The 14,121-nt window shown below is 55.2% G+C and carries 11 protein-coding genes; all 11 read left to right on the forward strand.

All coding sequences use genetic code 11. The features are described from left to right. Positions 1-48 precede the first annotated feature (48 nt). The 11 genes from K3556_RS01065 to K3556_RS01115 all read left to right on the forward strand — a co-directional run bounded on the left by K3556_RS01065 (position 49) and on the right by K3556_RS01115 (position 14,091). Positions 49-867 carry a flagellar motor protein MotB gene (locus K3556_RS01065; protein WP_260517893.1) on the forward strand — a complete coding sequence of 273 codons (819 nt, stop codon included), beginning with the start codon at positions 49-51 and terminating at the stop codon, positions 865-867. Positions 868-989: 122 nt separating this feature from the next. Continuing rightward, the gene (locus K3556_RS01070) at positions 990-2,297 is read left to right on the forward strand and encodes a flagellar hook protein FlgE (RefSeq protein WP_260519281.1); all 1,308 of its coding nucleotides are present in this window, start codon (positions 990-992) and stop codon (positions 2,295-2,297) included. Positions 2,298-2,325: 28 nt separating this feature from the next. Next, positions 2,326-3,783: a flagellar hook-associated protein FlgK gene (gene flgK / locus K3556_RS01075; RefSeq protein ID WP_260517894.1), complete on the forward strand. Its 1,458-nt coding sequence runs from the start codon at positions 2,326-2,328 to the stop codon at positions 3,781-3,783. A gap of 10 nt (positions 3,784-3,793) precedes the next feature. Then, the gene (locus tag K3556_RS01080; protein ID WP_260517895.1) at positions 3,794-4,804 is read left to right on the forward strand and encodes a flagellin; all 1,011 of its coding nucleotides are present in this window, start codon (positions 3,794-3,796) and stop codon (positions 4,802-4,804) included. Beyond that, complete coding sequence (locus K3556_RS01085; protein WP_260517896.1) at positions 4,801-5,904, forward strand: flagellar basal body P-ring protein FlgI; 1,104 nt, start codon at positions 4,801-4,803, stop codon at positions 5,902-5,904. The genes K3556_RS01080 and K3556_RS01085 overlap by 4 nt, the downstream gene beginning before the upstream one ends. Before the next feature lie 357 nt (positions 5,905-6,261). Next, positions 6,262-7,056, forward strand: coding sequence for a DeoR/GlpR family DNA-binding transcription regulator (locus tag K3556_RS01090; protein ID WP_260517897.1), 795 nt, complete (start codon positions 6,262-6,264; stop codon positions 7,054-7,056). Then, positions 7,050-7,829, forward strand: a complete 780-nt coding sequence (locus K3556_RS01095; protein ID WP_260517898.1) for an inositol monophosphatase family protein — start codon at positions 7,050-7,052, stop codon at positions 7,827-7,829. Before K3556_RS01090 ends, K3556_RS01095 begins: the two co-directional genes overlap by 7 nt. Before the next feature lies 1 nt (position 7,830). Next, a complete protein-coding gene (locus K3556_RS01100; protein WP_260517899.1) occupies positions 7,831-9,510 on the forward strand; it encodes a Na/Pi cotransporter family protein in 1,680 nt (559 codons plus the stop codon). Between the two features lie 295 nt (positions 9,511-9,805). Then, positions 9,806-10,828 (forward strand): putative 2-aminoethylphosphonate ABC transporter substrate-binding protein, encoded by a 1,023-nt coding sequence (locus K3556_RS01105; protein WP_260517900.1) that lies wholly within the window; start codon positions 9,806-9,808, stop codon positions 10,826-10,828. 129 nt (positions 10,829-10,957) lie between these two features. After that, positions 10,958-12,073: a putative 2-aminoethylphosphonate ABC transporter ATP-binding protein gene (locus K3556_RS01110; protein WP_260517901.1), complete on the forward strand. Its 1,116-nt coding sequence runs from the start codon at positions 10,958-10,960 to the stop codon at positions 12,071-12,073. Beyond that, positions 12,073-14,091, forward strand: a complete 2,019-nt coding sequence (locus K3556_RS01115; protein WP_260517902.1) for a putative 2-aminoethylphosphonate ABC transporter permease subunit — start codon at positions 12,073-12,075, stop codon at positions 14,089-14,091. Before K3556_RS01110 ends, K3556_RS01115 begins: the two co-directional genes overlap by 1 nt. Positions 14,092-14,121 lie beyond the last annotated feature (30 nt).

The raw sequence follows: 14,121 nt of genomic DNA on the forward strand, positions 1-14,121 counted from the left end.
AACTTCGGCCGGCTAACACTGATCCCGGGTGAAGTATGAGGTGGTGAGATGCGCGCAAATGCAAATGCGCCTGTAATCATCAAAAGGGTTAAGAAAGTCAGTGGTGGCGGACACCACGGTGGTGCATGGAAAGTGGCCTATGCCGATTTCGTGACAGCCATGATGGCGTTCTTCCTTCTGATGTGGCTTTTGAATGCAACGACGGAAAAACAGCGGAAGGGCATCGCGGACTATTTCAGTCCAACCATCCCCGTGACACGTGTGTCGGGTGGTGGCGACGGCTCGTTTGGTGGCGATAGCGTCTTTGTCGAAGAGACTCTGTCGCAGACCGGAAACGGTGGGCTGCCGCGCGATCCGACCATGCAAGGCGGCGGCGCTGCGGCTGACGTCGCCATGGAAGACGCGCATTTGGAAGATGTTGAAAAGATGCTTTTTGCCCGCAGCGGGGACAGCATGGCCAGCGACGGAATTGCGCGCCACATCGTGACCCGCGTTACCGATGAAGGCCTGCTTGTCGAGCTGTTTGATCTGCCGGACGCTCCGTTGTTTGAACCGGGGACCAGTACGCCGACCGGACTGCTGACAGAATTGGTGGCTATGGTCGTGCGTGTTTTTGCACTGGTCGAAAACAGGGTCGCGATCGAAGGGCACGTCGCCACGCAGCCGGTCGTGGTCAAGGAGAACACCGCTTGGCCCTTGTCCACCAATCGCGCAAGCCAAGTGCGAGTGATGCTGGAAAGCGAATCGTTTCCGCCTGTGCGTATCGACCGTGTAACCGGTCACGCAGATCGTGATCCGACCGGGCAGAACATCATGGCGGTGCGCAACAACCGTATTGAACTGATCCTTCTGCGCCACGGGCATTGATCCGCTTCTTTAGCTTTGCCGGGACCGTATTCGCTGCAAATTTTAGCTGTTAGCGGCCTGTTAAGGTCAGGTGGCTAAGCATGGTGTTCGACATAGAGGTAGATGCAGCAGAAAGGCGCACCATGACGATTTCCTCCTCACTAAGTGCCGGCGTCGCCGGTTTGAACGCGCACGCAACCAAACTGGCCACGATTTCGGACAACATCGCGAATTCTTCGACATTTGGGTATAAGCGGGCCACAGCGGACTTTCAGAACCTTGTAATCGGCGGATTGGCTGGCGCGGGTACCTACTCTGCCGGTGGTGTCCGCACGACGACCCACCGCATCATCGATGAACACGGCCCCCTGATCTCGACATCAAACCCGATGGATATCGCGATCAGCGGACGCGGCATGCTGCCGGTCACGCAAGAGGTTTACCGCGATGCCAATCCCGGCGCGCGCCCGATGATGATGACAACGACCGGCTCGTTTCGGACGGATTCTGAAGGTGTGTTGAAGACCGAAACAGGGTTGGTTCTGCTGGGTTGGCCCGCGGATGCCGACGGAAATGTCGCCACGTTCCCTCGGGATACGGGAGTAGGGCTGGAGCCTATCGTTATCAACGCAAACCAAACCGCGGGCGACCCGACCACGACCATGAAACTGGGTGTCAACCTGCCCGCCGTTGAAACCGAGGCTGGCTCGGCTGGCACAGCGCGGCCTTTGTCGGTGGAGTATTTCGGCAATCTCGGCACCTCTGAAACACTTGATTTCTCGTTTACACCGACAATCCCCGCCACCGGCTCTTCAAACCAGTGGACCATGGTCGTCACCGACAGCGCGTCTGGTGGCGCGACGATTGGTGAATATACGCTGACATTCGACGATTCGCGCACGGATGGCGGGTCGCTCGCTTCAGTTGCCGTGGTGTCTGGTGGGACCTACAATGCCACGAACGGTACTCTTGATCTGACCGTTGCTGGAGGGCCGCTCTCGCTCACAATCGGGAAAATTGGTGACCCCAATGGGCTGACCCAACTTTCTGACAGTTTTGCCCCTGTCTCGATCACCAAAGACGGCTCGCCTGTAGGCAATCTTACAGCGGTGCAGGTGGACGAGCATGGCTTCATCAAAGCCACTTATGATACCGGCTTCATTCGCACCATTTATCAGGTGCCCTTGGTTGATGTGCCAAACCCCAACGGCCTGATCTCGATATCGAACCAAGCATACCAAGTGTCCCCGGAAAGCGGATCGTTCTTCATGTGGGACGCTGGGGATGGCCCCACTGGCGAAGTTGTCGGCTTCGCCCGCGAAGGGTCAACCACTGACGTTGCAGGCGAGCTGACGAGCCTGATTCAGACACAGCGTGCCTATAGCTCGAACGCCAAGGTCATCCAAACCGTGGATGAAATGCTGCAAGAAACGACCAATATCAAACGTTAATGACGGATCGGAAACCAAGGCCTGACCCATGAGCATATCTGGCGCCTTTTCAAACGCCCTTTCGGGCCTCAGCGCATCGTCGCGCGCGGCAGAGCTTGTCTCGTCCAATGTCGCAAACGCGATGACCGAAGGCTATGGTGCCAGATCATTGGAGTTGTCGACCCGAACCTTGGGGCAATCCGGGTCGGGTGTGAGGGTTAATGGAGTTCAACGACAGACAGATGAGGTTTTGATCGGAGACAGGCGATTGGCGGATGCCGCAATCGGCTACCACGGCACGCAAGAGCAGTTTTTGAAGGGGCTGGGCGATACTATCGGCACACCCGACCAACCTGGTTCCTTGTCTGGACGGCTAGCACAATTTGAAGCCTCGTTGATAGAAACTGCCGCGCGGCCGGATAGCGATGCCCGCTTGTTGGCTGTGCTGGACGCGGCCGAAAACCTGACGAGGCACGTGAAGAACACAGCAGATTTCATCCAGAACGCCCGACTCAACGCGGATCGCGCGATTGAAAACCAAGTCGCAACATTGAATGCGGGGCTGGACGACGTCAGGTCCCTTAACATCAAGATACAAGAGGCGCGCGCGCGGGGTGTTGATCCGTCCGGATTGATGGATCTGAGGCAACAGAAAATTGACGAGTTATCGCCAATTGTTCCGCTGAAACAGCTTCCGCGTGAACATGGAATGATTGCCTTGATCACAACCGGCGGTGCCGTGTTGCTCGACGGCAAGGCGGCGCAATTGGGTTTCACATCCGTCAACATGATTGTGCCCGAAATGACTCTCGCTGGTGGCGCTTTGTCCGGACTGACCATCAACGGCCAACTCGTCGAGACCGGCGGTGATCGGAGTCTGATTGCTGGCGGCGCTTTGGCAGGCCAGTTCGCTGTGCGAGATGACTTGGCGATAACGGCACAGCATCGGCTCGACGGATTTGCACGGGATATTGTTGAAAGGTTTCAGGATCCGTCTCTGGATTCGACGCGCGCGCCGGGGGGTCCGGGCTTGTTCACCGATGCAGGGGCAGCATTCGCCGCAACAGACGAGACTGCCTTATCTACACGATTGTCGCTTAACGCGGCTGTTGATCCCAAGCAAGGCGGCGCAGCTTGGCGGTTGCGCGATGGACTGGGCGCGGCTTTGCAAGGCAATGTGGGATCCGCGACATTGCTCCATCAACTCGCAGACAGGCTCAATGCATCGCGCGTTCCCGGCTCGATTGGGTTTTCCGGTGCAGCGCGCACGTCCGCCGGATTGGCGGCGGATGTTCTGTCACTTGCAAGCTCTGATCACTTGCAGGCGGAAACGCGATTGGGATTTGCCACCGCTCAACATCAGACCTTGCGGCAAATGGAGTTGTCGCAAGGTGTCGATACAGATGCAGAGTTGCAAAAGCTGATGCAGATCGAACAGGCCTACGCAGCCAACGCCCGAGTTATCTCGACCGCAGACGAGATGATACAGACAATCCTCGCCATTTAGGAGATGAGACATGTCATTCGCGACATACGGTGATCTCGCCAGCACGTTTCACACGCGCCATCAGACAGCCAAGCTCAAACAAGATATGGAGCTTTTAGGTATGGAGCTGTCTTCGGGCCGCAAGGCGAATTTGGCGACACATGTATCCGGAGATTTCGGTCCAATCGCCGGGATCGAACACAGCCTAAAACTTTTGGCTGCCCAGACCCAAGGGATAAGTGAAGCGCAGACAATGGTCAGGGGCGCGCAGACCGTACTTGGAAACATCCAGGATCAAACGCAAACACTTACCAGCGGTTTGATCAGCGCGATTAGCTCTCAGAACACTGGTCTAATCCAATCAACGGCTGTTACTGCGCGCGAGATTTTTTCATCAACAGTTTCTAATCTGAACACTAGCCTCGGCGGGAGAAGCCTTTTTTCCGGTGCCGCAACGGACGGTTTGGCGTTGGCCGATGCCGAAACGATATTGGCCGATTTAATGTCGTTGGTCTCTGCTGAAACTACGGCCGCTGGTGTGTCGTCCCAGATTGATGACTGGTTCATGTCACCCAGCGGCGGGTTCGAGTTGTTCGGGTATCTCGGCGCGGACGAAGAGCTTGGCCCGTTCCGCCTGCGCGAAGGTGAGGAAGTATCCCATCCTGTCAAGGCAAATGACACCGAGATCCGAAACCTTATGAGTGCGCTTGCCAAATCTGCGGTTCTTGCCGAAGGGGCTCTGTCTGGGGATGCGGCATCCCAAAGGGACCTTGCAAAGATATCGTCGAATGAATTGCTCGCAGCCAGCGACAACCTGACATTCGTGCGTGCCCGCGTGGGCAGCATAGAAGCGCGGATCGAAACAGCGTCTGTCAGGAACACTGCTGAAAAATCCGCGTTACAGCTGTCCTACAATCAGCTAACGGCGGCGGATCCGTATGAGACGGCGACTGCGTTGCAGGCGCTCTATGGTCAGATGGAAAGCCTCTACACAGTGACCGCCAGACTTTCGAACCTGAACTTCACGGATTATATGCGATGACCCGATTTCTCATCTTTACCTTCACGCTGCTGCTTTCTCTGTCCGCGGCGCAGGCAAACTCTGTCCGAATCAAGGACCTTGTTGAGTTTGATGGCGTGCGCGGAAACGATTTGATCGGCTATGGTCTGGTGGTCGGACTGAATGGCACGGGCGATGGGATCCGCAATGCACCTTTCACAGAAGATATCATGTCTAATATTCTGGAGCGGTTGGGGGTCAATATCACCGGCGAGCAGTTTCGCCCCAAGAATGTTGCGGCCGTTTTTGTGACCGCCTCGCTGCCACCCTTCGCGCGCGCTGGGTCGCGCATTGATGTGACGGTGTCGGCAATAGGTGATGCGAAAAGCTTGCTCGGGGGGACTCTTATCATGACCCCACTTAACGCGGCGGATGGCGAAATCTATGCCGTCGGCCAAGGGACAGTCATCGCGGGAGGCGCAGAGGCCGAAGGGGATGGCGCCAAGGTCATCCAAGGCGTACCAACAAGTGGTGTCATCCCGAATGGTGCTCGCGTAGAACGTGAGATCGATTTTGACTTTACCAAGCTGAAATCAATCCGCTTGGCGTTGCGCACGCCCGACTTCACCACTGCAGAGCGCATCGAGCGTGCGATCAACGGCAAATACGGCCGCTTGGTTTCGCGGATGCTGGACAGCGGCACTGTGATCGTTGACATCAGCGCAACACGCGCAGTTTCCCCCGCGCATGCGATAGGTGCGATTGAAAACCTGGGCGTCGAACCGGAACGAAAAGCCAAGGTCGTCGTTGACCAAAGATCTGGGACAATCGTGATGGGGTCCGATGTTCGGATCAGCAGGGTTGCCGTGTCGCAGGGAAATTTGACTCTTAGGATACAGGAACAACCGATCGTTGTGCAGCCCAATCCTTTCTCGAATGGAGAACCACTTTTGGTCCCACGTACCAACGCAGCCATAGAGGAAGAGCCCGGCATCGGCCTGGCTGAGGTAGAGGGCGGCACTTCATTATCCGAAGTCATCGCGGGCCTGAACGCCCTGGGTGTTGCGCCGCGCGATATGATCGACATCCTAAAAAGCATTAAAGCCGCAGGTGCACTCCATGCGGATTTCATAGTGCGCTGAGGCAGAACGCTGCTTGAATCGCGAGCGGTCAATTGCGGGCGATCCCCAAACCTATCTGTTGGCTAAGGCTAAAATCGCGCGTTTCGACGTGGGCACATGTGCCCTTCCCGAGGTTTTCACCGCAACAGACCAAAGAGCCTGGTTGTTGGACAAAGCCAAGTGGAACTGCGTCGGGTACGATCGGCTACCGCAGTGTTTTCTGGAATGGCGTGGGTATTCGCAGATTAAAATTTCTGACCGCTCTCTCGAATTTGACTTGCAAACTCCAATAAAACGGTCAAAAATCCACAAAACTGTGAATAACTGTGGTATACGCTTCAGTTAAAGGCCTAATAAATGTGTGCTTTTGGGGGCGTCGTGGCAGAAGACACCAAACATTCTTACCGTGAACTGGAGTTGCTGGATGCAATTCGAAGGGTGGGTGGTTTTGCGAAGAATTCTGATCTTGCTGGCGCATTAGGCGTTTCGGAAGAGACTGTGCGACGGACAATCAAGTCGCTTTCCAAGTCGGGGGCTGTCGCGCGCGTCCACGGCGGTGCCTATCTGGTGGGAACACAAAGTGACCCCAGTTTTTTCAGACGGATAGAGCAATATGCCCGCGAAAAGCGTATGGTAGCGAAGGCCTTGGTGCGTGATGTCGCCGACGGAATGACACTTTTTCTGGACGTCGGAAGCACCACTGCTTTCGTTGCAGAAGAGCTTCGTGCCCGAGGTAAACTGTCGATCACAACCAATTCGGTGCAGGTTGCGCAGACATTGGTGGGTCACAACGACAATCGCGTTTATCTGTTGGGCGGAGAGATGCAGGTGGACGAACTTGGTGCATTTGGCCATGTTGCCGAACAGCAGGCGCGGAATTTCTGCTATGATTTGGCCGTGCTCAGCGCGGATGCGCTGCATCCAAAATATGGATTTCTGTACCTCAACCGAGCGGAAGCAGATTTAGCCTCAGTCGTGATCGACTGTGCGGATACGACAGTTGTGGCGATGACCCATCATAAATTTGGCGCCAAAGCTCCCCATCAAAGTTTCTTGCCCGAAAAGATCGACCATGTGGTGGTGGATCAGATGCCGGATCGAATACTCGCGCGCCAAATGTCCTCTTGGGGCATCACACTCGTTTCAGACCATAAGGAATTGTTGGAATGCTGACCGGCAACGATACGCTGATATCTCATGTGGATCGGCTTGCGGATTTGGCCGGCAGTGCCGCAATGGGATATTTCCGCAATTTGCTTGAGATTGAGCTTAAGGATGATGAAAGCCCCGTCACCCAAGCTGATCGCGGTGTGGAGCTGCAAGTGCGCGCGTATCTCGACCGGCACTTTCCGGATGATGGCATTCTTGGTGAGGAGTTTGGCCAATCCGATATATCCCGCGATCATGTCTGGAGTATCGACCCTATTGATGGAACGCGGTCTTTTCTTTCAGGTCACCCACTATTTGGATTTTTGTTGGGGCGGCTGAACAATGGCGTCCCGCAGATTGGCGTTATCGGTATGCCAGCTTTAGGCGAAAAGGTGATCGGCGAGCGGGGTGGCGATGCCACTTTGAACGGTTCAAAAATCCGCGTTTCGTCGCAAACCTCGCTGGACCAAGCCATTCTATTCGTGAACGAGGGCGAAAAGGTTCTTGCCCGTCACCCTGAGGTCTTCAGCCGCCTCATGACTGTCGGGCAGACGCGGCGGTTTGGTTACGATTGTTACCCCCATGCGCTGGTCGCGATGGGACATGTCGACGCCGTGGTGGACGAGGATTTGCAACCTTACGACTATCTGCCATTGGTGCCCATCATTGAGGCCGCCGGGGGTGTTATCACCGACTGGACCGGTCGCGCCTTGACCTTGGATTCCGGCACCTCGGGTGTGGTGACGGCGGCAACAGCGGAGCTTCACGCTGACCTGCTAAACGTGGTGGGTTCTTAGCATGGCGATTATCAGTTTTGTCATCAGCCTTGCTGGCGCAACGATGCTTTTGCTATTTGCCGTGCGGATGGTTCGCACCGGTATCGAACGCAGCTTCGGTGCTTCGTTCCAGCGAATGTTAACCGGCAGTCAAAGCTTGATAGGCGCAAGTGTGACGGGCCTTTCACTTGCGATTGTTTTGCAAAGTTCAGCAGCGGTAGCGCTTTTGGCGGCCGGATTTGCGTCGAGTGGTTATTTGGCGTTCCCGACTGGCCTTGCGATTGTTTTGGGCGGCGACCTGGGGTCTGCGCTGATCATCCAGATACTGTCATTCAAGTTGGATTGGCTGGTCCCAATGCTGCTGGCAATGGGCGGCTGGTTGTTTGTGAAAGTTGAAGACAAGCGGGGCCGTCAACTGGGCCGGATCTTGATGGGCGTCGCATTTATCCTGATTTCGCTTCAGTTTCTACGAGAGGCGGTCTCCCCAATCCGCGACAGTTCCTTCCTGCCTGCTTTAGCTGACTACTTGGCACGCGACTTCCTGACAGCGTTCATCGTGGGCGCCGCATTGGCATTCGTCATGCATTCCAGCGTTGCAGCCATCTTAATGTGCGTGACGTTGGTGCAGATCGACGCGATCCCATTTGCCGCGGCGCTTTCTTTGTTGCTTGGTGCGAACCTTGGCAGCGCGTTCATACCGATTTGGTTGACCCGCGGAATGCTGACAAAGGCGCGGCGTATCCCTTTCGCAAATCTGATGTTGCGTGGCGGTTGGTCGCTGCTTGTCCTGCTTGGCATCAACCTGCTGGCCGATCCAAACCACCTTCTTTTGGTTAGTCCGGGTCAATCGCTAATCTACGCGCATATCGGTTTCAACCTGTCCTTGTTGCTGTTGGCGTTGCCTATTTGCGGCCTGCTGGAACGACCGATCTCGATTATGTTTCCAGGCGAAGCAAACGGTCAGGTGATTGCAAGCGAACAACCGGGCAGCGCATTGGACCACGCCGCACTTGACAACCCACAGCAAGCTATCGCCAGTCTGAAACGCGAACTTCTTCGGATGATCGGGTTGGTCGAACACATGTTTCGGACCACGCCACAGTTATACGAAGCGTCCGACAATGCTGTGTTACGGGCAACGCGCGCCCAAGATGAAAAGGTGAACGAAGCGCTTTCAGGCATCCGATCTTATGTCGCCAGCATGCCGCAAGACACATACTCCAAAGCTGATAACAAAACCGTCCGGGGATTGATGGAATTTGCCATTCGTCTGGAAGCTGCCGGGGACGTGATCGCGATCAAATTGACCTCGGTTGCGAAAGAGAAGCTGGATGGCCAATTCCGGTTCTCAGAAGAAGGCTGGACAGAACTTGTCCGTATGTACGACGCCGTTTGTGCAAATTTCCATTTGGCCAGCAATGTATTGGTATCAGACGATCTGGAAAGCGCGCGATTGTTGGTGGAAGAGAAGGCCGATCTCAAACGAACGGAGCGTAAAAGCCGCAAAAACCACCTCGCCCGACTACAACATGGTCGCGTTGAAAGTTTCGAAACAAGCGACATTCACTTGGAGACGCTGCGCGCCTTGCGCGACATCAACAACCACATTGCTGCGATTGCCTATCCGATCCTGTATCGAAATGGCCAATTGTTAGAAACGCGTTTGATTGAAGATTTGGACCCCCAGGAGGTGTCTAGCTGACCGATGAGCAAGGCCGGCCGCAGGATGGATAAGCCGGCCCTACGAAGGAGGAGCCCGCTTTGTCATAAAACATTGATAGAGTCATGGCACGAGGCGCGGTGTGCGAGTTGCATTTCGGAAGGCCCTGCTGAGTGTGCAGTTGAGCGGGGCATGGTTTGTATAAGGTGAGCTAATTATATGGTAGGTATAATCGATTTTTCTTGTCGACAGAACCTGCCAAACTGGCTCGAAAAGGATGGTGTGGAAAGTGATCAGTCCCGCCAACAACAAGAGAAGATCAACAGAGGAGAAGACTATGAAACACACAGCAAAAAGGCTTACGTCATTTCTGGCCGGCGTCGCCTTTGCCACAGCAGCGGTCGCCGAGACCGAACTGACAGTCTATACAGCGGTAGAAGCGGAAGACCTGGCCCGCTACGCTGAGACCTTCAATCAAAGCAACCCCGACATCAAGATCAACTGGGTCCGGGACTCTACCGGGATTATCACCGCCAAGCTGCTTGCAGAGCGTGATAACCCGCAAGCCGATGTGATCTGGGGCCTGGCCGCAACGTCGCTTTTGCTTCTGAAATCAGAAGGCATGCTTGAGCCCTATGCGCCTGCAGGCGTCGAAAAACTTGATCCGAAATTCGTGGATGGGGACAACCCGCCCGCGTGGGTCGGCATGGACGCATGGGTTGCGTCGGTTTGCTATAACACCGTTGAAGCTGAAAAGCTTGGTCTGACACCGCCCACATCATGGAAAGACCTGACCGACCCGATGTATGCGGGCCACGTGATTATGCCGAACCCGAATTCATCCGGTACCGGTTTCCTTGACGTATCCAGCTGGCTGCAAATGTTCGGTGAAGAAGGTGGATGGGAATTCATGGACGCACTGCATGAAAACATCGCGCGCTATACCCATTCCGGTTCCAAACCCTGCAAACTGGCCGCTGCTGGTGAGATCCCGATCGGTATCTCGTTCGCCTTCCGCGGCGCCAAGTCGAAGGCCGATGGAGCACCTTTGGAAATCATCGTTCCGTCCGAGGGCGTAGGTTGGGATATGGAAGCCACGGCGATTGTTGCGGGCACTGCCAATCTTGAGGCCGCTCAGGCGCTGGTTGATTTTACCGTCACCAAAGAGGCCAACGAGATGTACAACACCGGCTATGCCGTTGTTGCTTATCCCGGTGTGGCCAAGCCGGTTGAGCACTTCCCCGAAGGTCTGCTGGACGCGATGATCGACAACGATTTCGAGTTTGCGGCAAACAATCGGGCTGCGATTCTTGAGGAATGGCAAGGCCGCTATGACGGCAAGTCTGAACCCAAGTCATAAGCTAAGAGAGCGGGGGACGGATCCTGTTCCCCGCTTCTTCACCGTGCTCTCCCCAGAACTGAAAAAACCATCCAGTTGCGACTGGACTGGATTGGCGCATCTGCCAACCGCATATGTAAGGACAAGCCTGTGACAAAAGAAACCGCTCTAGGCCAGAACACCTATCTCAGTATCGACAAGCTGTGGAAAGCCTTCGGCACATTTCTTGCGCTGAAAGATATCTCGCTGGACATCAACGACGGCGAATTCGTCTGCTTTCTTGGCCCATCGGGTTGCGGTAAGACGACCTTGCTTAGGGCGATCGCTGGGCTTGACCTGCAAACCAAAGGCACGGTCATGCAGGACGGAAAAGATGTTTCGAACCTGCCGCCGTCCGAGCGAGACTTCGGCATCGTGTTCCAGTCCTACGCTTTGTTTCCAAACCTGACGATCGAGAAGAATATTGCCTTCGGGCTTGAAAACACCGGTCGGAGTAAATCCGAAATTGCCGTTCGGGTCAGCGAGTTGCTGGAGTTGGTCGGTTTGCCGGATCAGGGCACCAAATACCCGGCGCAACTGTCTGGCGGACAACAGCAACGGATCGCGCTTGCCCGAGCGATCGCGACCAATCCGGGTCTGTTGTTGCTGGATGAACCGCTTTCCGCGCTGGATGCCAAGGTGCGCGTCCACCTGCGTCACGAGATTAAAGAACTTCAGCGCAAGCTGGGTGTGACCACTGTGATGGTGACACATGATCAGGAAGAAGCCTTGGCAATGGCGGACCGGATCGTGGTGATGAATCATGGTGTGATCGAACAGGTTGGGTCACCCACCGAAATCTATCGCGAACCTGCAAATCTTTTTGTCGCCGACTTCATTGGCGAAATGAACCAGATCAAGTCAGTCGTCGCCAAGGGCGGCAGGCTCAGCGTCGGTGAAAAGACCTTTGCGTGCCACGATCACAGATTCAGCGATGGCACCCCCGTTGTGGCCGCCATCCGACCAGAAGATATTATTCCACATGAGGAAGGCTATTCCTCGGACGACCCGAACCGGAACTGCATCGACGTGCTGCTGCATGAAATGGAGTTTCTGGGATCGTTCTGGCGGTGCCGACTGCGCAACGAGCGGTTCGGCGATTCCGAGTTGATTGCAGACTTTTCGATCAATGCCGTGCGACGACTTGGGCTTGGTCAAGGTAAGCAGATGGTCATCGAACTTCCAACAGATCGTTTAATGGCGTTTGATCGGCCGGAGGCAGTCTGATGACCGATACGACCAATCTTTCACAAATGCCCGCAGGCCCGGTTGTCAAAGGCAAACTAAGCCGCGACGACATAATGATGCGCGGTGGGATGTTGGTAATCGCCCTATATCTGGTGATTACCCTGGCCTTTCCACTTTACGCGATGTTGTCGAAATCTTTTTCGACCTTCCGTTTCGAATTGTCGCAGTACGAATTCCAGGTCAGTAACGAGGATGGCGTTTTTGATGGCACCATCCTGAACGGCGCGGCTCTGAACCAGCAAGTAAGCGCAATCGAGGAAGCGGATCTGAATACCGGATCAGATGGGCGACTGCCCGTCACCGGCTTGTTCCCGGATTTCAGCTTCCGAAGCCCGGTGATGTACCAGGTTCGCAACACGAGCGACGACGGGAGGTTTTTGGTTGGGTCAACTTTGCAGGACAGTACCGACTGGGTAACGCTTGACAGCAATACGTTTCGGCGGGTGCAGCTTCGACCTCTAAAGGCGACGGGATTTGATAACTTTATCAACTACTTCTCAACGCCAGCCTTGTTTAATTCGATCAAGAACTCGATGTGGATCGCGGTGGTCAGTACGATTGTGACGGTGACGCTCGCGTTCTGGTTTGCCTATGCACTGAACCGCAGTTGTATGCGCTACAAGGGTGTCTTCCGACTGATCGCCATGGCACCCATTCTTGTGCCGTCGCTGTTGCCGGGGATCGCTCTGGTCTATCTGTTCGGCAATCAGGGTATGATGAAAGAGCTTCTGTTCGGCGCCAGTATCTATGGCCCGATCGGGATCGTCATTGGCTCGGTCTTCTTCACCTTTCCACATGCTTTCATGATCATCTCGACAGCGCTCGCGATCTCGGACGCGCGACTTTACGAAGCGGCGGCCAGCTTGCGGGCCACGCGGTGGCGCACGTTCTGGACCGTCACAATTCCCGGCGCGCGCTATGGTCTGATCTCGGCAGCCTTTGTGGTTTTCAACCTTGTGATCACCGATTTCGGTCTGCCGAAAGTCATCGGTGGTCAGTTCAACGTACTAGCTGTCGACATCTATAAGCAGGTGATCGGTCAGCAGAATTTCGAGATGGGCGCGGTGGTGTCGGTTGTACTGGTCATCCCTGCGATTTTTGCCTTCGGCATTGACCGATTGGTGCAGTCAAAGCAAGTGGCGTTGCTGTCGGCGCGTTCGGTTCCTTACCAACCGCAACCCGACAAGCGTGCAGATACAATCTCGTTCATCTATTGTGCCTTTGTCGGCCTGTTTATCGTCGGCATTCTGGCCGTCTGCCAATACGCTGCCCTGATCAAGTTTTGGCCCTACGACCTGAGCCTGAGCTTGAACAATTACCAATTCGACAAGATGGATGGTGGCGGCTGGGGCTCCTATTACAACTCGATCAAGCTGGGCTTGCTGACGGCTGTGTTTGGGACAGCAATTGTGTTCTTCGGTGCCTATCTGGTTGAAAAGACCAACGGCTTCAAAACAGGCCGCGCCTTGTTCCAGATGTTTGCCATGCTGCCCATGGCCATTCCGGGCATGGTGCTTGGCTTGGCGTATATCTTTTTCTTCAACAATCCATCCAACCCGCTGAATGCGATTTACGGGACGATGGCGATCCTTGTGATCTGTTCGGTGACACACTTCTATACGGTGTCCCACCTGACGGCGGTCACCGCGCTGAAACAGATGGATCGCGAGTTTGAATCCGTATCGGCATCGCTGAAACAACCGACTATGAAACTGTTCAGCCGGGTGACCGTGCCCGTGTGCTTGCCATCAGTTCTGGACATCTCGATCTATCTGTTCGTCAACGCGATGACGACGGTATCAGCGGTGGTGTTTCTGTATTCGCCCAAGACGTCCTTGGCGTCGATCGCGGTGTTGAACATGGATGATGCCGGTGACATTGCCCCTGCGGCAGCGATGGGGATGATGATTTTCTACACCAACGCGGCGGCGCGGATCATCCATTTGCTGGTGTCAAAAGGCGTGTTGACCCGCACACAAGCCTGGCGAACGCGGTGATCGCTGTTTGACAAGCAATTGAGAACGCCA

It is taken from the genome of Aliiroseovarius sp. M344 (assembly GCF_025140835.1).
GTDB lineage: Bacteria > Pseudomonadota > Alphaproteobacteria > Rhodobacterales > Rhodobacteraceae > Aliiroseovarius.

Excerpts from the sequence above, each read along its gene's own strand:
- K3556_RS01065 (WP_260517893.1), top strand. The coding sequence starts at position 49 with ATGCGCGCAAATGCAAATGCGCCTGTAATCATCAAAAGGGTTAAGAAA.
- K3556_RS01070 (WP_260519281.1), top strand. The coding sequence starts at position 990 with ATGACGATTTCCTCCTCACTAAGTGCCGGCGTCGCCGGTTTGAACGCG.
- flgK (WP_260517894.1), top strand. The coding sequence starts at position 2,326 with ATGAGCATATCTGGCGCCTTTTCAAACGCCCTTTCGGGCCTCAGCGCA.
- K3556_RS01080 (WP_260517895.1), top strand. The coding sequence starts at position 3,794 with ATGTCATTCGCGACATACGGTGATCTCGCCAGCACGTTTCACACGCGC.
- K3556_RS01085 (WP_260517896.1), top strand. The coding sequence starts at position 4,801 with ATGACCCGATTTCTCATCTTTACCTTCACGCTGCTGCTTTCTCTGTCC.
- K3556_RS01095 (WP_260517898.1), top strand. The coding sequence starts at position 7,050 with ATGCTGACCGGCAACGATACGCTGATATCTCATGTGGATCGGCTTGCG.
- K3556_RS01100 (WP_260517899.1), top strand. The coding sequence starts at position 7,831 with ATGGCGATTATCAGTTTTGTCATCAGCCTTGCTGGCGCAACGATGCTT.
- K3556_RS01105 (WP_260517900.1), top strand. The coding sequence starts at position 9,806 with ATGAAACACACAGCAAAAAGGCTTACGTCATTTCTGGCCGGCGTCGCC.
- K3556_RS01115 (WP_260517902.1), top strand. The coding sequence starts at position 12,073 with ATGACCGATACGACCAATCTTTCACAAATGCCCGCAGGCCCGGTTGTC.